Origin of the sequence: Dokdonia sp. Hel_I_53 (assembly GCF_007827465.1) — a bacterium.
Classification (GTDB): Bacteria; Bacteroidota; Bacteroidia; order Flavobacteriales; family Flavobacteriaceae; genus Dokdonia.
Genome location: NZ_VISL01000001.1, coordinates 1,162,514 through 1,185,615 on the forward strand (window position 1 = coordinate 1,162,514; position 23,102 = coordinate 1,185,615).

The 23,102-nt window shown below is 35.4% G+C and carries 28 protein-coding genes and 1 tRNA gene; 22 read left to right on the top strand and 7 right to left on the bottom strand.

All coding sequences use genetic code 11. From position 1 onward, the window contains the following. Positions 1–13 precede the first annotated feature (13 nt). The 8 genes from OD90_RS05165 to OD90_RS13255 all read left to right on the top strand — a co-directional run bounded on the left by OD90_RS05165 (position 14) and on the right by OD90_RS13255 (position 5,788). A complete protein-coding gene (locus tag OD90_RS05165; RefSeq protein WP_144667551.1) occupies positions 14–583 on the top strand; it encodes an anthranilate synthase component II in 570 nt (189 codons plus the stop codon). Positions 584–594: 11 nt separating this feature from the next. Beyond that, positions 595–1,113 (top strand): hypothetical protein, encoded by a 519-nt coding sequence (locus tag OD90_RS05170; protein ID WP_144667554.1) that lies wholly within the window; start codon positions 595–597, stop codon positions 1,111–1,113. Between the two features lie 48 nt (positions 1,114–1,161). Then, a complete protein-coding gene (gene trpD, locus OD90_RS05175; protein WP_144667557.1) occupies positions 1,162–2,154 on the top strand; it encodes an anthranilate phosphoribosyltransferase in 993 nt (330 codons plus the stop codon). Next, entirely contained in the window at positions 2,154–2,930 is a 777-nt protein-coding gene (trpC, locus tag OD90_RS05180) for an indole-3-glycerol phosphate synthase TrpC (RefSeq protein WP_144667559.1), read from the top strand. Before trpD ends, trpC begins: the two co-directional genes overlap by 1 nt. A gap of 23 nt (positions 2,931–2,953) precedes the next feature. Continuing rightward, on the top strand, positions 2,954–3,571 hold the full coding sequence (locus OD90_RS05185) for a phosphoribosylanthranilate isomerase (RefSeq protein WP_261374461.1): 618 nt from the start codon (positions 2,954–2,956) through the stop codon (positions 3,569–3,571). 16 nt (positions 3,572–3,587) lie between these two features. Further along, positions 3,588–4,790 (top strand): tryptophan synthase subunit beta, encoded by a 1,203-nt coding sequence (gene trpB, locus OD90_RS05190; RefSeq protein ID WP_144667564.1) that lies wholly within the window; start codon positions 3,588–3,590, stop codon positions 4,788–4,790. 20 nt (positions 4,791–4,810) lie between these two features. Further along, positions 4,811–5,572: a tryptophan synthase subunit alpha gene (gene trpA, locus OD90_RS05195; RefSeq protein ID WP_144667567.1), complete on the top strand. Its 762-nt coding sequence runs from the start codon at positions 4,811–4,813 to the stop codon at positions 5,570–5,572. A gap of 87 nt (positions 5,573–5,659) precedes the next feature. Continuing rightward, positions 5,660–5,788, top strand: coding sequence for a hypothetical protein (locus tag OD90_RS13255; protein ID WP_261374462.1), 129 nt, complete (start codon positions 5,660–5,662; stop codon positions 5,786–5,788). Between the two features lie 44 nt (positions 5,789–5,832). Here the strand turns inward: OD90_RS13255 and coaD are convergent, their stop codons facing one another. Both coaD and OD90_RS05205 read right to left on the bottom strand, forming a co-directional pair. Continuing rightward, positions 5,833–6,285, bottom strand: a complete 453-nt coding sequence (coaD, locus tag OD90_RS05200) for a pantetheine-phosphate adenylyltransferase (RefSeq protein WP_144667569.1) — start codon at positions 6,283–6,285, stop codon at positions 5,833–5,835. 33 nt (positions 6,286–6,318) lie between these two features. Next, complete coding sequence (locus OD90_RS05205; RefSeq protein WP_144667572.1) at positions 6,319–7,308, bottom strand: D-alanine--D-alanine ligase; 990 nt, start codon at positions 7,306–7,308, stop codon at positions 6,319–6,321. Positions 7,309–7,410: 102 nt separating this feature from the next. On the opposite strand from OD90_RS05205, the gene OD90_RS05210 reads away from it, so the two are divergent. The 3 genes from OD90_RS05210 (at position 7,411) to yaaA (ending at position 9,934) form a co-directional block, all read left to right on the top strand. Beyond that, positions 7,411–7,992 (top strand): PASTA domain-containing protein, encoded by a 582-nt coding sequence (locus tag OD90_RS05210; protein WP_144667574.1) that lies wholly within the window; start codon positions 7,411–7,413, stop codon positions 7,990–7,992. A 3-nt stretch (positions 7,993–7,995) separates the two neighbouring features. After that, positions 7,996–9,036 carry an RluA family pseudouridine synthase gene (locus tag OD90_RS05215; protein ID WP_144667577.1) on the top strand — a complete coding sequence of 347 codons (1,041 nt, stop codon included), beginning with the start codon at positions 7,996–7,998 and terminating at the stop codon, positions 9,034–9,036. Between the two features lie 133 nt (positions 9,037–9,169). After that, the gene (gene yaaA, locus OD90_RS05220) at positions 9,170–9,934 is read left to right on the top strand and encodes a peroxide stress protein YaaA (RefSeq protein WP_144667580.1); all 765 of its coding nucleotides are present in this window, start codon (positions 9,170–9,172) and stop codon (positions 9,932–9,934) included. Between the two features lie 2 nt (positions 9,935–9,936). Here yaaA and OD90_RS05225 read toward each other — a convergent pair whose 3' ends face one another. Further along, complete coding sequence (locus tag OD90_RS05225) at positions 9,937–10,056, bottom strand: 30S ribosomal protein THX (RefSeq protein ID WP_144667582.1); 120 nt, start codon at positions 10,054–10,056, stop codon at positions 9,937–9,939. 66 nt (positions 10,057–10,122) lie between these two features. Between OD90_RS05225 and OD90_RS05230 the strand changes: the two genes are divergently transcribed. After that, positions 10,123–10,776, top strand: a complete 654-nt coding sequence (locus OD90_RS05230) for a uracil-DNA glycosylase family protein (RefSeq protein ID WP_144667585.1) — start codon at positions 10,123–10,125, stop codon at positions 10,774–10,776. Between the two features lie 81 nt (positions 10,777–10,857). Continuing rightward, positions 10,858–12,606 carry a M14 family metallopeptidase gene (locus tag OD90_RS05235; RefSeq protein ID WP_144667588.1) on the top strand — a complete coding sequence of 583 codons (1,749 nt, stop codon included), beginning with the start codon at positions 10,858–10,860 and terminating at the stop codon, positions 12,604–12,606. Here OD90_RS05235 and OD90_RS05240 read toward each other — a convergent pair. After that, positions 12,574–13,197 carry an NUDIX hydrolase gene (locus OD90_RS05240; protein ID WP_144667591.1) on the bottom strand — a complete coding sequence of 208 codons (624 nt, stop codon included), beginning with the start codon at positions 13,195–13,197 and terminating at the stop codon, positions 12,574–12,576. The two genes, OD90_RS05235 and OD90_RS05240, sit on opposite strands and share 33 nt — an antisense overlap. A 7-nt stretch (positions 13,198–13,204) precedes the next feature. Between OD90_RS05240 and pyrE the strand changes: the two genes are divergently transcribed. From pyrE to OD90_RS05265, 5 genes are all read left to right on the top strand, one after another. After that, on the top strand, positions 13,205–13,846 hold the full coding sequence (pyrE, locus tag OD90_RS05245) for an orotate phosphoribosyltransferase (protein WP_144667594.1): 642 nt from the start codon (positions 13,205–13,207) through the stop codon (positions 13,844–13,846). A gap of 60 nt (positions 13,847–13,906) precedes the next feature. Next, positions 13,907–14,299 carry an SRPBCC family protein gene (locus tag OD90_RS05250; protein WP_144667597.1) on the top strand — a complete coding sequence of 131 codons (393 nt, stop codon included), beginning with the start codon at positions 13,907–13,909 and terminating at the stop codon, positions 14,297–14,299. 91 nt (positions 14,300–14,390) lie between these two features. After that, positions 14,391–15,236, top strand: coding sequence for a transketolase (locus OD90_RS05255; protein ID WP_144667601.1), 846 nt, complete (start codon positions 14,391–14,393; stop codon positions 15,234–15,236). A gap of 41 nt (positions 15,237–15,277) precedes the next feature. Then, positions 15,278–16,231: a transketolase family protein gene (locus OD90_RS05260; RefSeq protein ID WP_144667604.1), complete on the top strand. Its 954-nt coding sequence runs from the start codon at positions 15,278–15,280 to the stop codon at positions 16,229–16,231. 96 nt (positions 16,232–16,327) lie between these two features. Beyond that, positions 16,328–16,951: an outer membrane beta-barrel protein gene (locus tag OD90_RS05265; protein ID WP_144667606.1), complete on the top strand. Its 624-nt coding sequence runs from the start codon at positions 16,328–16,330 to the stop codon at positions 16,949–16,951. A 92-nt stretch (positions 16,952–17,043) separates the two neighbouring features. Here OD90_RS05265 and OD90_RS05270 read toward each other — a convergent pair whose 3' ends face one another. After that, positions 17,044–18,072, bottom strand: a complete 1,029-nt coding sequence (locus OD90_RS05270) for an FKBP-type peptidyl-prolyl cis-trans isomerase (RefSeq protein ID WP_144667609.1) — start codon at positions 18,070–18,072, stop codon at positions 17,044–17,046. A gap of 91 nt (positions 18,073–18,163) precedes the next feature. On the opposite strand from OD90_RS05270, the gene OD90_RS05275 reads away from it, so the two are divergent. Then, the gene (locus tag OD90_RS05275) at positions 18,164–18,559 is read left to right on the top strand and encodes an RNA-binding S4 domain-containing protein (RefSeq protein ID WP_144667612.1); all 396 of its coding nucleotides are present in this window, start codon (positions 18,164–18,166) and stop codon (positions 18,557–18,559) included. A 22-nt stretch (positions 18,560–18,581) separates the two neighbouring features. Continuing rightward, positions 18,582–19,085, top strand: coding sequence for a phosphoribosyltransferase family protein (locus tag OD90_RS05280; protein WP_186434716.1), 504 nt, complete (start codon positions 18,582–18,584; stop codon positions 19,083–19,085). On the opposite strand, the gene OD90_RS05285 is transcribed toward OD90_RS05280, so the two are convergent. Next, positions 19,077–19,604 carry a shikimate kinase gene (locus tag OD90_RS05285; protein WP_144667615.1) on the bottom strand — a complete coding sequence of 176 codons (528 nt, stop codon included), beginning with the start codon at positions 19,602–19,604 and terminating at the stop codon, positions 19,077–19,079. The two genes, OD90_RS05280 and OD90_RS05285, sit on opposite strands and share 9 nt — an antisense overlap. Before the next feature lie 118 nt (positions 19,605–19,722). Here OD90_RS05285 and OD90_RS05290 point away from each other — a divergent pair. Both OD90_RS05290 and OD90_RS05295 read left to right on the top strand, forming a co-directional pair. Next, a tRNA-Lys gene (locus OD90_RS05290) sits at positions 19,723–19,795 on the top strand. 487 nt (positions 19,796–20,282) lie between these two features. Next, positions 20,283–21,410 (top strand): hypothetical protein, encoded by a 1,128-nt coding sequence (locus OD90_RS05295; protein ID WP_144667618.1) that lies wholly within the window; start codon positions 20,283–20,285, stop codon positions 21,408–21,410. Between the two features lie 695 nt (positions 21,411–22,105). Here OD90_RS05295 and OD90_RS05300 read toward each other — a convergent pair. Then, positions 22,106–23,098: a type IX secretion system membrane protein PorP/SprF gene (locus tag OD90_RS05300; RefSeq protein WP_144667621.1), complete on the bottom strand. Its 993-nt coding sequence runs from the start codon at positions 23,096–23,098 to the stop codon at positions 22,106–22,108. Positions 23,099–23,102: the final 4 nt, after the last annotated feature.

Below are 23,102 nucleotides of genomic sequence, written 5' to 3' on the forward strand. Positions count from 1 at the left end.
TCAAAAATAGAAAATGAAAAAAATACTCGTTATAGATAACTATGATAGCTTTGTATATAATCTTGTACATTACCTTGAAGAGTTGGATTGCATTGTGACTGTAAAACGTAACAATAAATTCCACATAGAAGACTGCGAGCACTATGACAAAATATTGCTGTCACCAGGGCCTGGAATTCCAGATGAAGCTGGTCTATTGAAAGATGTCATAAAAACATACGCTGGTAAAAAACCTATTCTTGGAGTATGTCTAGGGCAGCAGGCGATAGGAGAAGTTTTTGGAGGTTCACTTGTTAATCTTGAAAATGTTTTTCATGGAGTGGCAACAAAAGTTAATATATGCCATTCAGACACGGTACTTTTTAAAGATCTTGGCTCACAAATTGAAGTGGGTAGATATCATTCTTGGGTAGTTTCTGCTCAAGATTTTCCTAGCGTTTTAGAAGTGACCGCAGTAGATGAGAATAATCAAATTATGGCATTACGCCATAGAGAATATGATATAAGTGCAGTACAATTTCACCCAGAATCTGTACTCACTCCAGATGGTAAAAAGATGATTAAAAATTGGGTAACTCACTAAAACTTTTATTTATGAAAAAAGTACTCTTTATAGCAACACTAGCAGCAATAGTAAGTAGTTGTGTGAGCAAGCAATCTAGCTCAAATCGAGAATCTTCATCAGAACCTAATGTTATTATAGAGTCACAACCAGAACCCCTTAAAGAAGTTGTAAGTGAAGAGAAACTGGAACCTTATAAAAAACTTATTTTCAACACTAAATTAAGTGTAAGTCCTTCACAGACACATTGGGTTTTATTTTCAAATGGTACATTTATCTCATTTCCATCTGGCACTTCTGTAAAGGATATGGAAAAAAGCGCCCTAGGAATATTACAGCGCTTTAACAATGATAAACTTAGAGTTTCAAAATCTCCTTTAGTAAAAGGTTGGATCGCACGTACATCCAAAGGGATTAACAATTTTATATCCCAAAAACAAATCGGTGATCGGATAATTTCACCTACTGAGTTGGCAGTTCTAGGAAATAGCAACATCAATAAAGACAAAACAGAGTTACTCATTGTTCATGTAAACAATAAGAAACGATAATTAAAAATACGCTTTCGCGAAAGCACAACATCAGACCATATTACAACTATGAAAGAAATACTAAATAGACTCATTAATCACGACCGACTTACTAAGTCAGAAAGTCGGGAGGTATTAGTTAATATTTCTGAAGGAAAATATAACTCAAATCAGATTTCTGCTTTTTTGACAGTTTATATGATGCGTAGTATAACCGTTGAAGAGCTTGAAGGTTTTAGAGACGCACTATTAGGTCTATGTCGTGCCGTTGACTTTTCAGACTATAATGCCATTGACCTCTGTGGGACAGGAGGCGATGGAAAAAACACCTTCAACATCTCTACACTTTCAAGTTTTGTAACCGCAGGTGCAGGGGTAAATGTAACAAAGCATGGTAATTACGGGGTAAGTTCTGTGTCTGGAAGTAGTAATGTGATGGAACATCTGGGTATTAAATTCAGCAATGATAAAAACTTTCTCAAACGTTCAATGGACGAAGTAGGAATGTGTGTATTGCATGCGCCCCTCTTCCACCCTGCTATGAAAAATGTAGCACCCATACGCCGTGAACTAGGAGTAAAGACCTTCTTTAACATGTTAGGACCCATGGTTAATCCTGCATTTCCTAGAAATCAGCTAGTAGGAGTTTTTGATTTGGAGCTTGCTAGAATGTATGGCTATTTATATCAAAAAGGAGGCAAAAACTTTACGATACTTCATGCCTTAGACGGTTATGATGAAATCTCGTTAACAGGTGCTACAAAAGCAATTACAAACCATACAGAGTTAATGCTTACACCAAGTGACTTTGGGGTAGAAGCACACCAGCAAAGCGACATTTATGGAGGAGAAAGTGTAGAATCATCTGCAAAAATTTTTATGAAAGTTATTTCTGGAAAAGGAACAGATGCACAAAATAATGTAGTTTGCGCTAATGCGGGAATGGCAATCGCAACGGTAGAAGGCTTGACTCCAAAACAGGGGTTCGAAAAAGCTAAAGAAACCTTACTTTCTGGAAAAGCTGCTACTAAATTGAGGCAATTACAAAAATTGAGTGCTTAATGGATATACTTGAAAGAATTACAATTGATAAAATAAGAGAGGTAGCTTTGAGAAAAAGTATGATTTCTATTAGTCAACTCGAGGCATCCTCACTATTTGAAAGAGAGACAGTATCTCTTGCCACAGCCATTAAAAACGGTTCTGGAATTATTGCAGAGCACAAAAGAAGATCACCTAGTAAATCGGTAATTAATAATAGTTTGAGCGTACAAGATGTGGCGTTAGGCTATGAAGATGCTGGTGCTAGCGGCATGTCTGTGCTTACAGATGGAAAATACTTTGGTGGATCGCTAGATGATTTGGTTCTAGCCAGAGCGGCGACAAAATTCCCACTCTTACGTAAGGAGTTTATCGTAAATGAATATCAAATTTTAGAAGCTAAAGCTTATGGAGCAGATGCTATTTTGTTGATTGCTGCTACGCTTTCGCGAAAGCAAATAGAACAGTTTTCAACATTTGCCAAAGAGTTAGGACTTGATGTTTTATGTGAATCTCACAATGAAGAAGAGCTACACAACTCCCTCACCGAGACGGTAGACCTCATTGGAATTAACAATAGAAATTTAAAAACTTTTGAAGTAAGTATTGATACTAGTAAGGAGTTAAGCAAACTTATACCAGAAGACTTTATCAAAGTTTCAGAGAGCGGTATCAACTCGGTAGCGGCAATAAAAGAACTGCAGCCTTACGGTTTTAAAGGATTTTTAATAGGAGAAAATTTTATGAAAACTGATAATCCTGGAGCTGCTGCTCAGGATTTTATAAAGCAATTATAATTATGAAACTCAAAGTTTGCGGTATGAAATTTAATACAAAAGAAGTCGCGGTACTGCAGCCAGACTATCTTGGCTTTATATTTTATGAAAAAAGCAAACGTAATTTTGAGGATGCAGAAATACCAAACCTACCTAAGAGTATTCAAAAAGTAGGTGTTTTTGTAGATGCTGAGTACGCTTTCGCGAAAGCGAACATATTAGCACATAATTTAGATATCATTCAGCTTCATGGATCAGAATCACCCTTATACATTGAAGAATTAAAAAATGAGTTAAAACTAGCTGGCAAAGAAAACTTACAGTGGTGGAAGGTTTTTGGAATTGAGGATAGTTTTGATTTTAAGAAATTATTCCCCTACCAAAAGCATGTGGATGCATTTCTCTTTGACACTAAAGGAAAGGAGAAAGGCGGCAATGGGTATACCTTTGATTGGAGCGTACTAGAAGATTATAATTTGCAAACACCCATCGTTTTAAGCGGTGGTATAGGCTTAGACCAAATAGAAGGTCTAAAAAAGATATTGAAAACAGATTTGCCTATTACCGCAATCGACGTGAATAGCAAATTTGAAACAAAACCTGGTTTAAAAGTTATAGACGATCTAAAAGAATTAAAAAAATTGATGGATGTAAATCTGTAAAAGGCAATAAATGGCTATGAATACATTAGAAAAAGAAAAAAATTACCAGGTAGACGAGCAGGGTTATTACGGAGATTTTGGCGGAGCATTCATTCCAGAAATGCTATACCCCAATGTTGAAGAACTACGGTCTCAATATATCCAGATTATGGAAGAGCCCTCTTTCCAAAAGGAGTTTAAAGAGCTTTTAAAAGATTATGTAGGTCGACCTACTCCACTCTATTTTGCTGAACGTTTTAGCAAAAAGTATGGAGCAAAGATCTATTTAAAGAGAGAAGATCTTTGCCATACAGGAGCACATAAGGTAAATAACACAATCGGCCAGATTTTAATGGCAAAACGCCTAGGAAAAAATCGCATTATCGCCGAAACTGGCGCTGGACAGCATGGTGTTGCCACTGCTACCGTTTGTGCATTAATGGGTCTTGAATGTGTGGTCTATATGGGTGCGATAGATATCAAAAGACAAGCGCCTAATGTTGCCCGTATGAAAATGCTGGGTGCTACCGTAAAATCTGCAGAGTCTGGAAGTAAAACACTTAAAGATGCAACAAATGAAGCCATAAGAGACTGGATCAATAATCCTGTTGACACGCATTATATCATCGGTTCGGTAGTGGGACCTCATCCCTATCCAGATATGGTAGCTCGTTTTCAAGCCGTCATCTCTGAAGAGACTAAAAAACAGTTACTAGAGAAAGAAGGCCAAGAAAACCCAGATTATGTGGTAGCTTGTGTAGGTGGCGGGAGTAATGCAGCAGGCTTGTATTATCACTACTTAAACCAACCAGAGGTGGGCATCATCGCTGTAGAAGCAGCTGGAAAAGGCGTCGATTCTGGAGAAAGCGCCGCAACTTCTGCATTAGGAAGAGAGGGGATTATTCATGGGAGTAAAACCTTATTGATGCAAACAGATGACGGGCAAATTACAGAGCCGTATTCTATTTCCGCCGGCTTGGACTATCCAGGCGTGGGTCCAATGCACGCAAACTTGTATCGCTCGGGTCGCGGGGAGTTCATTTCTGTGACAGATGAGGATGCCATGAAGGCTGGAATTGAGCTCAGTAAGTTAGAAGGCATTATTCCTGCTATTGAAACAAGTCATGCGCTAGCAATTTTTGAAACTCGAAAATTCAAAAAAGATGATGTAATAGTGATCAATTTATCTGGCCGTGGGGACAAAGACCTCAACACCTATATCGAATATTTTAATCTTTAAATCTCGCTTTCGCGAAAGCTATGAATCGTATACAATTAAAATTAAAAGAAGATAAGAAATTACTGTCTCTCTATTTTACCGCTGGGTATCCAAAAATTGAAGACACGAGAACTATATTAAGTCAGCTGCAAGATAGCGGTGTAGATATGGTTGAAATTGGACTTCCTTTTTCAGATCCATTGGCAGATGGACCCACCATTCAAGCATCGAGCACTAAAGCGCTGCAAAATGGCATGACTACAGAAAAATTATTTAGTCAATTGGAAGGAGTGAGAGATGAAATCCATATCCCGCTCATTGTAATGGGCTATTTTAATCCTATGTTACAATATGGGGTTGAAAAATTCTGTAAGCGCTGCCAAGAAATTGGAATTGATGGAATTATCATGCCCGACCTCCCACTGGCGGAATATGAAAACAATTACAAAGCCATTTTTGAAAAATATGGTTTACTCAATGTATTTTTAATCACCCCGCAAACAAGTGATGGACGAATTAAGGCTATTGACAATGCAAGTGATGGCTTTATTTACATGGTAAGTAGCGCAAGTACTACCGGAGGAACCGATGGATTTAGCAATGAAACTGCCACTTATTTTGAACGCATTGCAAGCATGAACCTAAAAAACGAGCAAGTTGTAGGTTTTGGAATAAGCGATGCACAATCTTTTCAAGATGCAACACAATATCAAAAAGGAGCTATTATAGGAAGTGCTTTTATTAAACATATAACAGCACATGGAGCAAGTAGTGTGTCAGATTTTGTAAAGCAAATCAGATAATTACTACTTTAACCCAACACTAACAGTGACTTAACACCAATTAACAAGTGAGCTTTCTATCTTTAATCAAAATAAAAAAAGAAAATTATGGAACGCAAATTTGAAAGTAAGATAGATCAGAAAAACCCAACGAATCCAACGGGTAATGTCAATCAAGAAACTAATAAGTTTGACATTGATGAAAAAACGATAAAAGATCAACAGAACAAAAAATAAGTTCTACCGCATAAAAAAACCGCTCTTGAAGCGGTTTTTTTTATTTAAATTCTTACCGAATTGGGCACTAATTCTGTATAGTCGCCATTATTTCGTATTACATCTCGTACAATACTAGACGATATATAACTTTTACCTGAGCTGGTTAGTAAGAATACGGTTTCAATTTTTGATAATTTACGATTGGTATGTGCAATCGCCTTTTCAAATTCAAAATCGCCTGGGTTGCGTAACCCTCGCAATATAAACTCAGCATCTTGTTCCTTACAAAAATCTACTGTAAGTCCAGAATACGTCATTACTTTAATCTTCACTTCATTTTTAAAAGCATCTTCTAAAAACTGAGTACGTTGCTCAAGGGAAAACATATACTTCTTGTCTGCATTTACACCAATAGCCAGTATAATTTCATCAAAGACTGTTAGACCTCTCTCTATAATATCATAGTGACCTAATGTAAGTGGATCAAAAGATCCTGGAAAAACAGCTCTTCTCATAATTTTTCAATATTGATTACCAGACAAGTTAATTTAAATTTTTTTTATAGAAAATTGAATAGCTTTATCAAAAGCATCTGACAATGCTATGCCTGCAGCTTTAAATTGTCTAGGGATGATACTTTCCTTTGATAAACCTGGATTGGTATTAACTTCTACAAAATGAGGTTTTCCTTCATGAAAGATAAAGTCTATTCTGGCAATCCCTTTAAGATTAAGCAAATCATAAATAGCAGATGTTAATTGCTGTACCTCATCGGTTTGAACTTGACTTATTCTAGCTGGAACAATTTCTTGTGATTTACCGGAGTACTTAGCATCTAAACTAAAAAAATCTCCATCAGGCACAATTTCACAAACAGGCAATACCTTAATTCCATCTCCAAAATTGTAAACTCCTACAGAAACTTCTGTTCCACTTAAAAATGATTCTATCAATACTTCAGAGTCTTCTTTAAATGCCAGATCAATAGCTTGTTCTAAATCTCCTTCTTTATAAACCTTACTCACCCCAAAGCTCGACCCAGCTCTATTAGGCTTAACAAAACAAGGGTACCCTATTTGCATAGAAAGACTGTTCTTAAACTCCATAGATATGTTGTCACCTTTATTAACATACACAGATTTTGCCATAGGTACACCGTAGGGCTTTAAAACACTTAGCGTATCTCTCTTATTAAACGTCAATGCACTTTCGTAAAAGGCACAACTTGTTTGTGGTATTCCAATAAGTTCTAAGTATGCTTGTAACTTTCCATCCTCACCAGGTGTGCCGTGTATGGTATTATAACAAGATGAAAAAGAAATTTTTTCAGTATTTATGCCAACGCTAAAGTCGCTCTTATCTATATCATATTTATAACCGTCTACCACACAAAACCAACCCTCTTTCAATATATGAACTTCATAGACATTGTACTTCTTAGAGTCTAGTGCACTCATTACCGTGTCCCCGCTATTTAATGAGATCTCATACTCACTACCATAGCCGCCCATTAAAACTGCTATATTTTTTTTCTGCACTGTTGTAAATATTTAAAAAACAGGAAACAATCCTGCTTTACGAACGTTATGGTAAAAATAGCCTATCTATTTTATATATTTGCCCCCTTAACTACACCCTTTATGAGTTTTTTTAAATTCTTAGTAAGTAAAACATTTTTAGTGCAAGTTGTTCTTGCCATCGTGATTTTTGTAAGTCTCATTTTTTTTACAAAATGGTGGTTGAATAGTACGACTAATCATAATGAGCGTATTGCCGTTCCTAATGTAAAAGGGATGACTTTAGATCTGGTAGAACAAGAGTTGCAAAATGCAAAACTGCGTTATTATATTATTGACAGTGCTAATTATAATCCTGACTATCCTAGATATTCTGTAATTGATCAAGAACCTAATGCAGATAAGTTTGTCAAAGAAAACCGACAGATTTACCTAGTGCTCAATCCTTCAGGTTATCAGAAAATGACAATCCCGTCAGTAATTGGGAAGACTCGTAGACAAGCAGAACCTCAGCTTAAGGCGATGGGCTTCGAGATAGGGGCTATAACATATGTAGATTGGATTGGAAAAGATGAAGTACGTGATTTACGCCATAAGGGACGCAAAGTCAAAGCTGGTGATAGATTAGAGAAAACTTCTGTGATAGATCTTGTGTTAGGTAATGGCAAGGGAGATTATCGTGATGCAATTTCTGGAGATAATTAATCAATGAACGAAGAACAAGTTATAGGACCAGAAGAGCAAGATGACGAGCTCTATGAACATTATAGTTTTACTGCTAGTAAAGGTCAAGAGCCGCTACGAGTGGATAAATTTCTAATGAATTTTGTAGAAAACGCTACTCGTAATAAAATTCAAAAGGCAGCAAAAAACGGCAGTATTCAAGTAAACAATGTTGTTGTCAAACAAAATTACAAAGTAAAAGCGGGTGATGTCGTGCGTGCTATGTTTGAACATCCACCTCATGAGTTCTTATTAACGCCAGAAGATATTCCTCTAGATATCATCTATGAAGACGACGAAGTACTTGTAGTCAACAAGCCTGCTGGAATGGTTGTACATCCTGGGCATGGAAATTATTCTGGTACTCTTATAAACGCTCTGATATATCACTTTGAAAATTTACCTAACAACAGTAGCGATCGTCCAGGGCTTGTGCACCGTATAGATAAAGATACGAGTGGTTTGTTAGTAGTTGCAAAGACAGAGCATGCGATGACTTTTCTCTCAAAGCAGTTTTTTAATAAAACAACAGAAAGAGAATATGTAGCCATAGTTTGGGGTAATGTTACAGAAGATGAAGGAACCATCGAAGGAAACATTGGCCGTCATCCCAAAAACAGACTGCAAAACACAGTTTTTAAAGATGATGAGGAAGAACAAGGGAAACCAGCCGTTACTCATTACAAAGTACTTCAACGTTTAGGCTATGTCACCTTAGTAAGCTGTAAACTTGAGACTGGTCGTACACATCAAATCCGTGTGCACATGAAATATATAGGCCATACGCTTTTTAACGATGAGCGTTATGGTGGAAATGCTATTTTAAAAGGAACTTCTTTCTCAAAGTACAAGCAGTTTGTAGAAAATTGTTTTAAGATATTACCTCGACAAGCGTTACATGCAAAAACATTAGGCTTTATTCATCCTACAACTAAAGAATTAATGCGCTTTGAGGCACCAATCCCAGAGGATATGAATGGATGTATTGAAAAGTGGCAAAACTATTCTCAACATATTAAAGAGTAAAATTGAGTTGTGGAGGAGTTCGCTTTCGCGAAAGCGTAATTCTAAAAATTGTAAATCACTCCATAACTAAAATCAATTGGACTTTTTTCATTCTGGACTTAGATGTATTAACTTTACTCTAAAATTCTAGTCTATGAAAATCGTTGTTTCGCCAGCAAAATCACTTAATCTTGAAGACAAACTACCTACAACTCGAGCTACGCAACCTCAATTTTTAGACGAAGCAGAAAAGTTAAATAGTAAACTATCTAATGCAACTAAGCAGGAGATACAAGATTTGATGAGTATAAGTGAGAAACTTGCAGATTTAAACTACCAGCGATACCAAGACTTCAACACCCCATTTACTAAAAAAAACGCAAGACCAGCCATATATACCTTTGATGGAGATGTGTATTCAGGTCTTGATGCCTACACCATACCGACAGAAAAAATAGATTTTCTTCAAAATACACTGCGCATATTAAGTGGCATGTACGGTTTATTAAGACCTCTTGATTTAATGCAAGCTTACCGACTAGAGATGGGAACAAAGCTTGAATATTATAGCTCAAAAAACTTGTACGAATTTTGGGACGATAAATTAACCAAAGCGCTCAACAAAGAATTAAAACCAGATGAACTTTTTGTGAATCTAGCAAGCCAAGAATATTTTAAAGCCCTTCAACCTAAAAAATTAAAAGTACCTGTTATCACTCCTATTTTTAAGGATTATAAAAATGGGAAATTAAAGATCATTGCATTTTATGCTAAGAAAGCTAGAGGATCAATGGTTCGCTACATCGTCGATAATGAAATTAACACAATTGATGGATTAAAAAACTTTGACTATGATGATTACCGATATAGTCAAGAAGAATCAAATGAGGATAAAAATGAATATGTGTTTACTAGGTAACACTAAACCTTTTGCATTTTTGCCGCTTGCTTGGCCGCCTTTTTTCCCTTACGCTTACGCTTTGCTCCAAAGGTGCCGCGGCTAATTTTACCTTTTCTAGATTTTTTGTCTCCTTTACCCATTATATATTGTTTTTTAATTTCAATAGTATATATTCAATTTACAAAATTTGAATTACAGTTTCAAAAATGTTTCACCACACGCATCCCTATCCTCCATTTAATCTAGAGAACGCAACAAAAATTATTGTTGGCACACTACCTCCACCACGATTTACAACCAAAGAGTTTAAACAGGGTGATGTAGATTTCTGTTACGGAAGTATTGATGGGCAATTGTGGCCAATACTCGACAAAATTTTTAATTTGAATTTAAAATTTGAAACTACAGAAGAAGCTATAGCGCAACGCAAAAAATTTCTAGTAACTAGAAATTTAGGAATTTGTGATATTGTAGGATCTGCAAAAAGGGCAAAAATTGATGCTTCAGATATTGGCATGCAAGAAGTTATTTTACGGGATATTTTACATTACTTAGAAAAATTTCCCAACATAAATACCTTACTGTTTACCGGTGGTAGCAGTAAAAATGGACCAGAATATTTCTTTAGGAAAGCATGTAAAGCTGCTGGTATAAAATTAGAAGTGGAGGATGATACTGTGCCTCGTATTCATTCATTTGAGCTTACAGGCAGAGTAATTAAAACAGTCTCTCTTACCGCTCCATCTGGTGCTGCAAATAGAGCCGTAGGAAGCTCACCTCTTTATAAAGAGCTAAAAAGGAAAAATCCAGATTTTAATACGATTGATTTTAGGGTGATGCAATACAAGCCATTCTTTTGATATCATAAATAGATTCATACTCATGAGTCTACCTGCTATTTTTTAATGCATTTTGTATCTTCACCCTTATAAGCTAGACATATGAGAACGCTATTTATAGTATTGATTTTTGCATCGCTTTTAGGTTGTGGTGAAACTAAAGACAATCCAGAAAATATAGACTTCACTACCCCTTTTGAAAAGAGTGGCGGTACGCAAACTCCCACCTACGAAGAAGTAATTACATTTTATAAAGACCTTGATAACGCTTACCGTTCCATTAAGACCTATGAAGTAGGCATGACAGACGCAGGAAAGCCGCTTACGCTTGTAACGTTCAACCCTGATCGCTCATTTGATAGTGAATTTTCTGATGATAAAGATGTAACGCGTATTCTCATTAATAATGGCATTCATCCTGGAGAATCAGACGGTATTGATGCAACAATGCTTTTAATGAGAGACCTTGCTCAAGGAAAAATTGAAGCTCCTAAAAATACGTGGGTGAGCGCAATTGCCATTTACAATATAGGTGGAGCACTTAACAGAAATAGTGGAACGCGTACAAATCAAAATGGACCTAAGGAATACGGCTTTAGAGGCAATGCTCGTAACTATGATCTTAATCGAGATTTTATTAAAAGGGATACACATAACGCGGCTGCATTTGCAGAAATTTACCATATGATTGATCCAGATATTTTTATTGACAACCACGTAAGCAATGGTGCAGATTACCAATATACATTGACACACCTATTTACACAACATAATAAACTGGGTGGAAATCTTGGCACGTACGTACACAATGAATTTCAGCCCATGCTCGAAAATGCTCTTCATAAAAAGGACTGGGATATCACACCTTATGTAAATGTCTTTAATTCCGTACCGGAAAAAGGTTTTAGTCAATTCATGGATCACCCTAGATATTCGACCGGGTACACTACGTTATGGAACACTATTGGCTTAATGGTAGAAACTCACATGCTCAAACCCTATAAACCGAGAGTAGAAGGAACGTATGAGCTCATGAAAAGTGTCATCAAAATCACTTCTGATAATAGTGATAAAATCAAAGAGATGCGAGAAAATGCGTTTAACGCTTTCGCGAAAGCGGATACTTACCCAATACAGTTTACAATAGATAGTTTAAGAACAACCACACTAGATTTTAAGGGATATGAGGGCAATATGGTTTCTAGTGCTATTACTGGAAAAGATAGACTTCAATATGATACCACTAAACCATTTACAAAAAAGGTAACCTACTACGATTACTTTAAGAGAACAAAAGAAGTCTCTATTCCTAAAGCGTATTTTATACCGAGAGGATATCGAGATATTGCTTTATTACTTAAAGCAAACAATATAGAGTTCAGCCAGCTTAAAAAAGACACGACATTTACAGCCGAAGTTTATCACATAGACTCGTATGACACACGAAATAATGCATATGAAGGACACTATCTACATTACAATACCGCAGTAAAATCATCTAAACAAGAAGTGACCATGCCTAAGGGTTCTTATATGGTACCTACCAATCAAAGAGGAATACGTTACTTATTAGAAACTTTAGAACCAGAAGCAACAGATAGTTTTTTTAATTGGAATTTCTTTGATACCATATTACAGCAAAAAGAGGGTTTCTCCCCATATGTATGGGAGGATAAAGCTGAAATATTTTTAAAGCAAAACCCAAAAATTCAAATTGAATTTAATTTAAAAAAATCATTAGATTCAGATTTTGCAGCTAATTGGTATGCGCAATTAGATTGGATTCATAAAAAATCTCCCGCTTACGAAAAGGCTCACCTACGCTACCCTATCGTTAGGATGCTTAATTAAGTATTCCTTTGGGAAAATCATTTTTATATTTTCATAAGATTTATCTAGGGCCTTTTGTGATTTTTCAAAATTAAGCCATTTTGCTTTTTTGATACCTTCCTTCTTTTGAGGTACGAGCGCTGCTGTAGAGCTTGTATGCATTTCAAACCAAAAAGTCTCCTTAAGACAAAACTTACCGTTACGTTTAAAAACGTGATAAGTTATTTTTAAGGGTTTTTTAATTGTAAGCCCGGCTACACCTGTCTCCTCCTCTACCTCTCGCAAAGCACAATCTTCTATGTCTTCCTTCTTTTCTATTTTGCCCTTTGGTAAATCCCAACGTCCGTTACGATGTATGAAAAGTATTTCCTTATTGTCGTTATAAACAAGGCCGCCGCCTGCAATTACAACTTTTAGTTTTTTTCGTAGTTGCCTAAAAAGTTCTTCTTCATCAGTGTGATACAAATTAATATATAATTGCTCACCCTTATAGAGTTTTTTGATCAATTTTTTGATCTTAACTGTTTCAATAGGTATTGATTTATAACGTTTCCCTATAACCTTTTCTGTAGATAGGATAATCGGGATGTCATTCACAAAAACTTTATACATTTGCACTATGATTTTAGACAAAGAAACGGCAAAAAAAACCGCAGAATTATTATTGCAAATTAACGCAATAAAATTACAACCGCAAGAACCTTTTACGTGGGCTTCTGGCTGGAAATCTCCAATATATTGTGACAACCGTATTGTTTTGTCATATCCTCCCATACGCAACTACCTCCATCAAGAGATGGCAAAACAAGTTGAACAACTTTATGGGAAGCCTGATGCGATAGTAGGCGTCGCTACTGGAGCGATAGGAATAGGTATGCTCGTTGCAGATTATCTTAATGTTCCTTTTGCCTATGTGCGTCCAGAGCCTAAAAAGCATGGGAGGCAAAATCAAATCGAAGGCCATCTTGATCCAAAGAGCAACGTTGTTGTGATAGAAGACCTTATAAGCACGGGTAAGAGCAGTCTTATGGCCGTTGAGGCACTCAAAAAATCACATATGAATGTGAAGGGAATGCTCGCTATATTTACCTACGGGTTTGAGACTGCGATAGAAAATTTTAAAAATGTTAACATCCAACTTCATACTTTAAGTGATTATTCAAACTTGTTATTACAAGCTAGAGACACGAATTTCATCACAGAAGCTCAACATGACACTCTAGAAAACTGGCGTAAATCTCCATCGACTTGGTCAAATTAATTTAAAATATTTCAAAATAATACCTCAATCTTAAATTATAGATTGTTTAAACTAACATATATGAATTTAGAAAGCCCCGTAAAAACAGTAAATAAATCTCAAGAAGAGGTATATAATTTCCTTTTGAATGTTGAGAATTTTGAGCAACTTATGCCCGAAAACACAAAATTTGAAAAATTAAGTGATACCCGATTTCTTTTTGGACTTAAGGGAATGCCAGAAATTGTATTAGATCTTAAAGAAGGTATTCCTTATAATAAGGTAATACTAGGAGCAGCGAGTGATAAAATTCCATTCACGCTCACTGCAGACATTCAAGAAGTTGACCCACAGAAGTCTAATGTACAACTCAATTTTACCGGAGAGTTTAACGCAATGATGGCGATGATGGTTAAGAAACCCATAACAAAATTCATCGGGACGCTTTCTGATAACTTAGAGAACATCTCTTAAGCAGAAAATAATATTTTAAAGTCAATCGCAATTCATCGAGATCGGGCAACAAACCTATATCCCATACTTTTACTATAAAAATTAATACAAAATGGCAGACATTAAAAAGCTAGAAGCATTTGTTACACAAGTACGCAGAGATATAGTGAGGCAAGTACATAAAGTAAATTCTGGACACCCTGGAGGCTCTTTAGGCTGTGCAGAGTTCATCAGTATATTGTATCAAGAAGTCATGAATCACGATAGTGATTTCTCAATGGATGGAATAGGCGAAGATTTATTTTTCTTATCAAATGGTCATATTTCTCCTGTGTTTTACAGTGTATTAGCAAGGTCTGGCTACTTTCCAGTAGAAGAGCTTAATACATTTAGACTACTTAATTCTCGTCTTCAGGGTCACCCTACAACACATGAAGGTCTTCCGGGTGTGCGTGTAGCTTCTGGTTCACTAGGTCAAGGCCTGAGTGTATCTATAGGTGCTGCGCAAGCAAAAAAACTCAATAAAGACTCAAGTACAATCTATACGCTTATGGGTGATGGAGAATTACAAGAAGGTCAAAATTGGGAAGCCATCATGTATGCCGCTGCAAATAAAGTAGATAACCTCATTGCTACAGTAGATCTCAATGGACAGCAAATAGATGGGAGTACAGAGAAAGTATTGGATTTAGGAAATCTACAAGCAAAATTTGAAGCCTTTGGCTGGGCGGTTATTCGTGTTGAAAAAGGTAATGACATTCAATCCATCTTAAACGGAATTAATCAAGCAAAAGAGTTGCTTCATAACGGTAAACCAGTTTGTATTCTCTTACATACAGTTATGGGACACGGGGTTGATTTTATGATGGGTACTCATGCATGGCACGGTAAAGCACCTAATGATGAGCAACTAGAAAGTGCACTCGCACAAAATCCAGAAACACTAGGAGACTACTAATCTCTTTACGCTTTCGCGAAAGCGAACTAAAACAAACTACTATGAAAGTATACGAAAATACAGGAAGTAAGGATACAAGGTCAGGATTTGGTGCAGGTATGACAGAGTTAGGTAGAACAAATCCTAATGTTGTATCATTATGTGCAGATCTTATAGGGTCTTTAAAAATACAAACGTTTATTGATGAAAATCCAGAGCGGTTTTTTCAAATAGGCATCGCCGAGGCAAATATGATGGGTATTGCTGCTGGATTAACTATTGGTGGAAAGATCCCATTTACAGGAACCTTTGCAAACTTTTCAACAGGTCGTGTGTATGACCAAATAAGACAGTCCATTGCCTATTCTGGGAAGAATGTAAAAATATGCGCATCTCACTCCGGTGTTACTCTAGGAGAAGATGGTGCCACACACCAAATACTTGAGGACATAGGTTTAATGAAGATGCTTCCAGGTATGACTGTGATTAATACATGTGATTACAATCAAACCAAAGCTGCAACCTTAGCTATAGCTGAATACGAAGGACCTGTTTATCTGCGCTTTGGTCGCCCTGTAGTACCTAATTTCACCCCTGCCGATCAAAAGTTTGAGATTGGGAAAGCTGTAAAGTTACAAGATGGAAATGACGTTACTATTGTAGCTACAGGCCATCTTGTTTGGGAAGCACTGGAAGCTGCAAAGGAACTGCACGAAAAAGGTATCTCTGCAGAGGTAATTGATATCCACACTATAAAACCTTTGGATACAGAAGCCATTTTAAAATCTGTAAAGAAAACCAAATGTATAGTTACCGCAGAAGAGCATAATTACCTTGGTGGATTAGGAGAAAGTGTGGCACGTGAACTTTCGTTAAGATTGCCAACCCCGCAAGAATTTGTCGCTACTGAAGACACTTTTGGAGAAAGTGGGACACCAAAACAGCTTATGGAAAAATATGGGTTAAATGCCGTTGCTATTGTAAGAGCCTGTCAAAAAGTTGTCGATAGAAAATAATTTAATGTTTTTTTACGTTTTATAGAAACATAGGGGCGGTATGAGAATTTACATACTGCCTTTTTTATTTTAATTCATTCATCAAAAGAGACAATTATGAAAAAAGTATTAATTGCAGTCCTACTCTTATCAAGTATTGCTGCTACGAGTCAAAGCTCTGGGTTTGGTATCAAAGGGGGACTAAACTACGGGTCTGTTGGAGATCTGGAATTTTCATCTATTATAGGTAGTGAAAGTTATAATAAAGAAAGACAAGCAGGGTATCATGCAGGAATTTTTTATAAAGCATCATTTTCAGGAATATTTTTACAACCAGAAGTGCTTTACACAAAAATTAATACTGATTATGAAAGTCGCAATGCGGGATCAGGACAAGATTATAATTTTGAAGTTCAAAAACTAGATATCCCCGTTTTATTAGGTCTAAAAATAGTGGGTCCTCTAAATATCAAGGCGGGCCCTTCCTTCCAGTACATTCTTGATACTGGCTTTGAAAACACCAACATAGATTTTGAAGATCCTGAAAAGCAATTTACCGTGGGTTATCAGTTAGGTATAGGCCTAACGTTAGGGCAAGTAGGTTTAGACCTAAGGTATGAAGGAGCATTTACAGAAAACACCATCATTTCTTCATCAAATATACAAGACAGTGGTTTTACGGTAGATTCTAGACCTTCTCAATTAATTTTGAGTATATCATTTACGCTAGATAAAAATTAATTTTTATTACATTCTGTTTATATAAAAAAGATCCTCTAAATTTTAGAGGATCTTTTTATTTGTTCGTACGCTTTCGCGAAAGCGTGACCTAATTATGAATCAGAATCTAGATAGTCTGGAATACCATCTTCATCACTATCTGGATAGGACACTACGCCAGTAGCACTATTAAATCTCAACTCTTCGATCGTAGGTCTACCGTCTCCATCATCATCATTATCTAAGTGGTTAGATAGTCCATCACTGTCTGTATCTAAAAAGGATACAAAATTACCATCTACATCTGTTTCGATTTCTAGAATAGTGAGAACCCTATCATTATCGTCATCAGGATCAAAAAAAGCAAATGATGAATCATCATCTGGATTATCTGCTTCATCAAAAAGAAAACCGTTATTATTTAAATCTTCATTTATTGACAAAATACCATCGTTATCATGATCTGCCTGTACTGTATTAAAGGTATTAAAAGTAAATATTAAAGGACTATAAGGAGGAATATTCGCTTGAACAGCATTAAAATATGCGAGGCCACTAGGCATAAAAATAGCCCCAGATCCATAACCTTCATAATCGAATGTTCCATCTTGGTTTACAATAGGGCCAGATGCAGCGCCCTTAAAACCTGCTACACCATTAGTAAACCCATCAACAACTGATGTCAAATCAAACCAAACTGGATTAGGAGAGCGGTCAAAGATTAAACCATCTAAACGAAATCCTTTATAATTCATAAAAACAGAATCTGCATACGTCGCAGCAGGCTTATCACTTTCACCTTGTCTTGCTGTTAATATGTAAAGAGTTTGCTCTGCTTCAGCTCGGGTATATACTTTAGTTGTAAGTTCTGGACGATCTAAAATAGGTTCTTTATCAGCATTATCTCCTGATATCGTATCAATTCTTACTTGATAATCAAATTCTGCCGGTGGATTTTCAAACTCCTCATAATTATAGAAATGTGTCTCAAGGTACTCCCTTATACGCTCATCATCAACTATTGATTGTTCTCCTCTATCATTTGGAGGAACAACTATTGGATCATCTGAATCATCATCGTTAGGGCAAGCTACACAAATAAGCATGACAGCAATGAGTGCTAGGTAATTTCTTAATTTCATCAACGTTATTTTTAAAGAGGTGCAAGATACAATTTTGGCTTATTTTTGTCTATATCTTGGACAATAATAACGTAACAATAGTTTAATTTATATGAGAGTTGATAAATATTTATGGTGTATACGCTATTTTAAAACCCGATCTATAGCAACTGCGGCTTGTAAGAAAGGACAGGTAAAAATGAATGGTGCCACTGTAAAACCATCAAGAGAAGTCTATCCTACTGATAAAATTGATGTTAGAAAAAATCAAGTGAACTATATTCTTGAAGTATTGGATATTCCTGAGAGCAGACTAGGTGCCAAACTTGTGGGAATGTATGTGGCAGATAAAACTCCTAAAGAAAATCTTGAGAAGCTAGATTTACTAAAATATTCTAAAGATTATTATCGAAAGAAGGGTACTGGAAGGCCTACTAAAAAAGATAGGCGTAGTATCGATGAAATTTATGAGAATGATGAGTTTTTTACAAACGATCAAGAAGAGTAAGTACAGTAAATACGATAAGACTATGAAAATTAAATTAGAAAAAATACTTGATCATACTGCGATAGAGCATAAAATAAGACGTATTGCTTTTCAAATCTACGAGAGTAATGCAGATGAGAAAGAAGTTGTTCTTGCCGGGATTGCAGATAACGGTTATAAATTTGCCGAACGTCTATCTCAAGTCCTTATAGACATTGCCCCATTTAAAACGATACTATGCAAAGTAACAATGGATAAACAAAAACCCTTAGGAACCGTTAAAACAAGTTTGTTGCCTAAGGAATATACAAACAAATCAATTGTCCTTATCGATGATGTTTTAAATTCAGGCACTACACTTGTTTATGGTGTAAAACATTTCCTAGATGTTCCTTTAAAAAGATTTAAAACCGCCGTACTAGTAAACCGTAATCATAAAAAGTATCCAGTAAAAGCTGACTTTAAAGGTATCTCTTTAAGTACATCCTTAAATGAATCTGTAAAAGTAATTTTTACTAAAGGAAATGATACTGTTGTTTTAGAATAGGGTCTTAATTATTTTACTTGCTAATTGCTCAGGAGTCTCGTCTTGTGCTTTAACAACAATATCTGCTTGATTATAATAGTAACTCCTTTCAAAGAGGTGCTTACGCACATATTCCTCCAGAGCCTCGTAACTTTCTAAAGAATTTAGGAGTGGTCTAGCTTGCTTATTAATCCATAACCTCTTAGTGAGCTCCTTGTAAGAGCTGTTTAGATAAACTGTAGTAGTCATAGCTGTCTTTAGATAATCCATATTTTGACTATAGCATGGAGTACCTCCTCCTAAAGCAATAACTTCAGGACCGTCTTCGCTGGAAGATATAAGCTGTTTTAGATAGTTGTTCTCTGCTTTTCTAAAATAAATTTCTCCTTCATCTTTAAATATTTTAGAGATTGATTTTCCTTCCATTTTTTCAATGTAAGCATCAAAATCCAAAAACTTGTAAGAAAGTTTAGCTGCTAGAAGTGGTCCAATGGTGGATTTTCCAGATCCCATATAACCCAATAAAAATATTTTTTTCATAGAAAGTACTGAAACACAAAGGTATCTGAAACCATTCAAAAAAAAGTATATTTTATTTCAAAAAAGATTTGGTTAAAACAGATTAATCATTGTATATTTGCACCCGCATTCAAGCAATGACCTGGTAGCTCAGTTGGTAGAGCATCTCCCTTTTAAGGAGAGGGTCCTGGGTTCGAGCCCCAGCCAGGTCACTTATTTAGGACACTGAAATTTAATTAAACCCGTTAACTTATAGTTAACGGGTTTTTTAAAATACATTTGTTTTAGCAAGGTTTTTACCATAGACTAAACATACACTAAATCGATGATTTTTGTAACTACTTCTATTAGTCTTAAAATTTTGCTTCACATCAATTCTATATTGAACAAACTGCATTAAAAAATATTTTTTGTAGTTTTTTTCTTACAAATAGAAAATATTAGAACCCCTGAAAAGTGCAAAAGCTTTGTCATAAAGCTATATTTTCTATTCCAGCAAAAAAAAAATAATTTATAATCATCTAAAAATCAACGTATTAAGCGCTCGAATAATAAGACGTTATTTTTGTTTAAAAAAATTTATCAGTAAAGGTCTAGTTTTCTTGCGTTTAACGCTTTTTTTTATTTAATTGCATATGATAAATACTTAAACTTCCAACTTTGTTTAAGTAACGTCAAAAACCCAAAATCATAAATATTATGAAAATAAAACTACTTACTACAGCAATGTTGATATGCACTGCATTGACTACGTATGCTCAATGTTTAAATGGAGGATGTGATGTTGGAATGTCACGATCTGCGATCGAAAACGGAGTTTTTGTAGGACACTACGAAGATGGTGAAAAACTAGGTCTAGGAATTAGTTATTTGTATAATCCAGAAGGCTCATCGATAATTTATGCTAATTACATAAATGATAAACCTAACGGGGTAGTATATCAACAAGATATTCTAACTTCTGATGAAATTACTGTACATACTTTCAAAAATCATCAAAACGGTAGTATAATTTACCCAGCATTTCGGTTCACGAAAGAAAATAAAAAAACTAAGATCGAAGTTGCCTTTAAAGAGAATGATTGGAAGAAATATGAAGGAGATCAAGTTGAGGGGGAACTACAGATTAAAAATGTACTTTTTGACGGGTCACCTGCATTCTTAGCATTAAACGGCAAAGATCAAGTAATGGCATTATCTGCAACGATAAGCCATATAGAATTATTATCATCAGAACCGCAGGAAAAATATTACAATCCTCTTCAACTTAGTTCTAAAGATAATCGCTTAGTAATTAATGTATTTCCTAAAGCAGGAGCTGATGAAACAGAATTTAAAACGAGTTTAGATTGGGATATGGAAAAACCTCAAGAAGCAGTGTGGTATTATAAAAGATATTTCAACAATGAGCTAGTATACAAATTCAATTATGAAGATGTCTTAGAGCTGCCTTCTGCACAAGACATAAAACAACAAAAATTAGAAAAAGCTTTCGAATTTATTGCGGAGCAAGTAGATGATTATGATTTCGAAAAAGGTTACGAAGGGAAAGCTAAAGATTTTATAGATATTCTCAATGACATTAAAGAACGTGCTGCGAGAAAAGGACTTACAGCTTCTAGCACATATGATATTACAATGACTAAACTACATCTCATTAATGGAGATAAAGTTAAATCATTACAGTTTGCTCAAAATGCTTGTGATAAGACACCAAGTAGTTACGACATAATAACAAATCTTATAAAAACTGAATTTACAGAGCATACTGACATTTTACCAATGCTTAAAAAGGAAGAAAGATTGGCTGCAGCCAGTGACGAATAAAACCTGAATTTACAGTAATTAAAAGTCTTTTAAATTCTCTTTAACAATAGAATTTAAAAGACTTTTTTATTTCGCTTTCGCGAAAGCATGACTCGTACAGGAACAGAAAAGTAAAATGCTCCTTATTTTTCATAAAAACGAATACTCACAAAGCTATTGCCTTAGTACCTACTTATATCAATTTTAATGAAAATTAAAATTTTTTGGAGATAAGTCTCCAACCTCGATTTATAATAAATTTAATTACAAAAATCAAATAGGGTTGATTTCATATGATACTAATAATCTTTTTTTTTAAATACAATGGCCTCACAGTTAAGTCTAAGCTTCCTCTATTTACTTTGTATCCTCTTTAAGGAATTTCTTCTATGCTGAGAATACATATAAGCTTGTAAAGCCACAAGCAATTGAGGTTGACATTTATTACGGAAAACGTGAGTGAGATGTTAGAGGTATCTCAAGCTTAATAGAAGCAATTATGATTGGGATATAATAAGCTAATGCGCCTGTTGCAATTCCTCTAAAATAAATTAGAGGAAAAACACAGATAAGTATTACATATCTAAATGATTGGATTTATAGTGTAAGACTAAATAAATAAAATCATTACAATAATCACCTATACTACATGGCAATTATCGTAATGATTTATTGTAAAAGCACTTAAAGTACGTTAGCTTGATCCTTACTTCCTACTACCTTCTAGATTTCGGAATCTTATTTGCTGCGGTACAAGGACAATCACTAATACCTTGCAAGAGATCTAATCCTATAGTGATAGAATGTGTTCCAGAATTGTAAGACATCATATCGTTAAGAGTAACCTGATATGCGTAAGAGGCATAGAATATAGATTTTTTACCGCCTATCATCGGTCCAACGCTCAAAGGTTTCCCAATTTGATCATTGAGGAATCTATAGGTGGCTCCAGCCCATAAGTAATCATTATACCTATTAAATTTTCTGTACTTTATATTTAAATCTGTACTTGAACGGCCGTCACTTGTATACAATTGATAAAAGGCAGAAGGCTCCCACTGCGAATAATTATTTGTTTTTAAAGTATATCCCCCATACAGTTGTAAATTAAACAATAGGTTTGGCTCTAGTCCATCAAAACGTTCGATGTCTTTAGGAAGTATATTATTTGCATTAACACTTAAAAATGCTTCTCCTATTCTGTATAGTACTCCTACATCAAAGTTCAAATTTGTTTCTGATCTATTATCTGTAATAAAAGGGTCTATTGTAGGTTGCTCAAACGTGGGTGAAAAGTTATCAATGTCTAAACTAAAACTGTTTACGTTTCCTGACAAACCAAAAGAGATATACTGTTTTGTATTATAATCAAGCGTAAGATGGTGTGCAAATGAAACTTTAGCTCCCTGTTGTATGGTATTACCATTTCTATCATTATATAATGATAGCCCCAATCCAGATTGTGTTGCAAACCTAAGGTCTGCGTAGAAAGCTTGATTATCTGGAGCATTAGGAATACCTACCCATTGTGTCAGCGCATTGAGGCGAATCCTAAAGTTATCACCTATACCTGCATAGGTAGGTGCCACTACAAAATCGCTATCTGCCAAATATTGGCTAAATACAGGTAAATTTAATTCCTGTGAAGTTCCTTGTATCGCTGTAACAAACAGCGATACATAAAGAACATATTTTACTAAAACTTTCATAGGT

What these genes read in the sequence shown, in the direction of transcription:
- OD90_RS05165 (WP_144667551.1), top strand. Translation starts at nt 14, where the DNA reads ATGAAAAAAATACTCGTTATAGATAACTATGATAGCTTTGTATATAAT.
- OD90_RS05170 (WP_144667554.1), top strand. Translation starts at nt 595, where the DNA reads ATGAAAAAAGTACTCTTTATAGCAACACTAGCAGCAATAGTAAGTAGT.
- trpD (WP_144667557.1), top strand. Translation starts at nt 1,162, where the DNA reads ATGAAAGAAATACTAAATAGACTCATTAATCACGACCGACTTACTAAG.
- trpC (WP_144667559.1), top strand. Translation starts at nt 2,154, where the DNA reads ATGGATATACTTGAAAGAATTACAATTGATAAAATAAGAGAGGTAGCT.
- OD90_RS05185 (WP_261374461.1), top strand. Translation starts at nt 2,954, where the DNA reads ATGAAATTTAATACAAAAGAAGTCGCGGTACTGCAGCCAGACTATCTT.
- trpB (WP_144667564.1), top strand. Translation starts at nt 3,588, where the DNA reads ATGAATACATTAGAAAAAGAAAAAAATTACCAGGTAGACGAGCAGGGT.
- trpA (WP_144667567.1), top strand. Translation starts at nt 4,811, where the DNA reads ATGAATCGTATACAATTAAAATTAAAAGAAGATAAGAAATTACTGTCT.
- OD90_RS13255 (WP_261374462.1), top strand. Translation starts at nt 5,660, where the DNA reads ATGGAACGCAAATTTGAAAGTAAGATAGATCAGAAAAACCCAACGAAT.
- coaD (WP_144667569.1), bottom strand. Translation starts at nt 6,285, where the DNA reads ATGAGAAGAGCTGTTTTTCCAGGATCTTTTGATCCACTTACATTAGGT.
- OD90_RS05210 (WP_144667574.1), top strand. Translation starts at nt 7,411, where the DNA reads ATGAGTTTTTTTAAATTCTTAGTAAGTAAAACATTTTTAGTGCAAGTT.
- OD90_RS05215 (WP_144667577.1), top strand. Translation starts at nt 7,996, where the DNA reads ATGAACGAAGAACAAGTTATAGGACCAGAAGAGCAAGATGACGAGCTC.
- yaaA (WP_144667580.1), top strand. Translation starts at nt 9,170, where the DNA reads ATGAAAATCGTTGTTTCGCCAGCAAAATCACTTAATCTTGAAGACAAA.
- OD90_RS05225 (WP_144667582.1), bottom strand. Translation starts at nt 10,056, where the DNA reads ATGGGTAAAGGAGACAAAAAATCTAGAAAAGGTAAAATTAGCCGCGGC.
- OD90_RS05230 (WP_144667585.1), top strand. Translation starts at nt 10,123, where the DNA reads ATGTTTCACCACACGCATCCCTATCCTCCATTTAATCTAGAGAACGCA.
- OD90_RS05235 (WP_144667588.1), top strand. Translation starts at nt 10,858, where the DNA reads ATGAGAACGCTATTTATAGTATTGATTTTTGCATCGCTTTTAGGTTGT.
- OD90_RS05240 (WP_144667591.1), bottom strand. Translation starts at nt 13,197, where the DNA reads ATGTATAAAGTTTTTGTGAATGACATCCCGATTATCCTATCTACAGAA.
- pyrE (WP_144667594.1), top strand. Translation starts at nt 13,205, where the DNA reads ATGATTTTAGACAAAGAAACGGCAAAAAAAACCGCAGAATTATTATTG.
- OD90_RS05250 (WP_144667597.1), top strand. Translation starts at nt 13,907, where the DNA reads ATGAATTTAGAAAGCCCCGTAAAAACAGTAAATAAATCTCAAGAAGAG.
- OD90_RS05255 (WP_144667601.1), top strand. Translation starts at nt 14,391, where the DNA reads ATGGCAGACATTAAAAAGCTAGAAGCATTTGTTACACAAGTACGCAGA.
- OD90_RS05260 (WP_144667604.1), top strand. Translation starts at nt 15,278, where the DNA reads ATGAAAGTATACGAAAATACAGGAAGTAAGGATACAAGGTCAGGATTT.
- OD90_RS05265 (WP_144667606.1), top strand. Translation starts at nt 16,328, where the DNA reads ATGAAAAAAGTATTAATTGCAGTCCTACTCTTATCAAGTATTGCTGCT.
- OD90_RS05270 (WP_144667609.1), bottom strand. Translation starts at nt 18,072, where the DNA reads ATGAAATTAAGAAATTACCTAGCACTCATTGCTGTCATGCTTATTTGT.
- OD90_RS05275 (WP_144667612.1), top strand. Translation starts at nt 18,164, where the DNA reads ATGAGAGTTGATAAATATTTATGGTGTATACGCTATTTTAAAACCCGA.
- OD90_RS05280 (WP_186434716.1), top strand. Translation starts at nt 18,582, where the DNA reads ATGAAAATTAAATTAGAAAAAATACTTGATCATACTGCGATAGAGCAT.
- OD90_RS05285 (WP_144667615.1), bottom strand. Translation starts at nt 19,604, where the DNA reads ATGAAAAAAATATTTTTATTGGGTTATATGGGATCTGGAAAATCCACC.
- OD90_RS05295 (WP_144667618.1), top strand. Translation starts at nt 20,283, where the DNA reads ATGAAAATAAAACTACTTACTACAGCAATGTTGATATGCACTGCATTG.
- OD90_RS05300 (WP_144667621.1), bottom strand. Translation starts at nt 23,098, where the DNA reads ATGAAAGTTTTAGTAAAATATGTTCTTTATGTATCGCTGTTTGTTACA.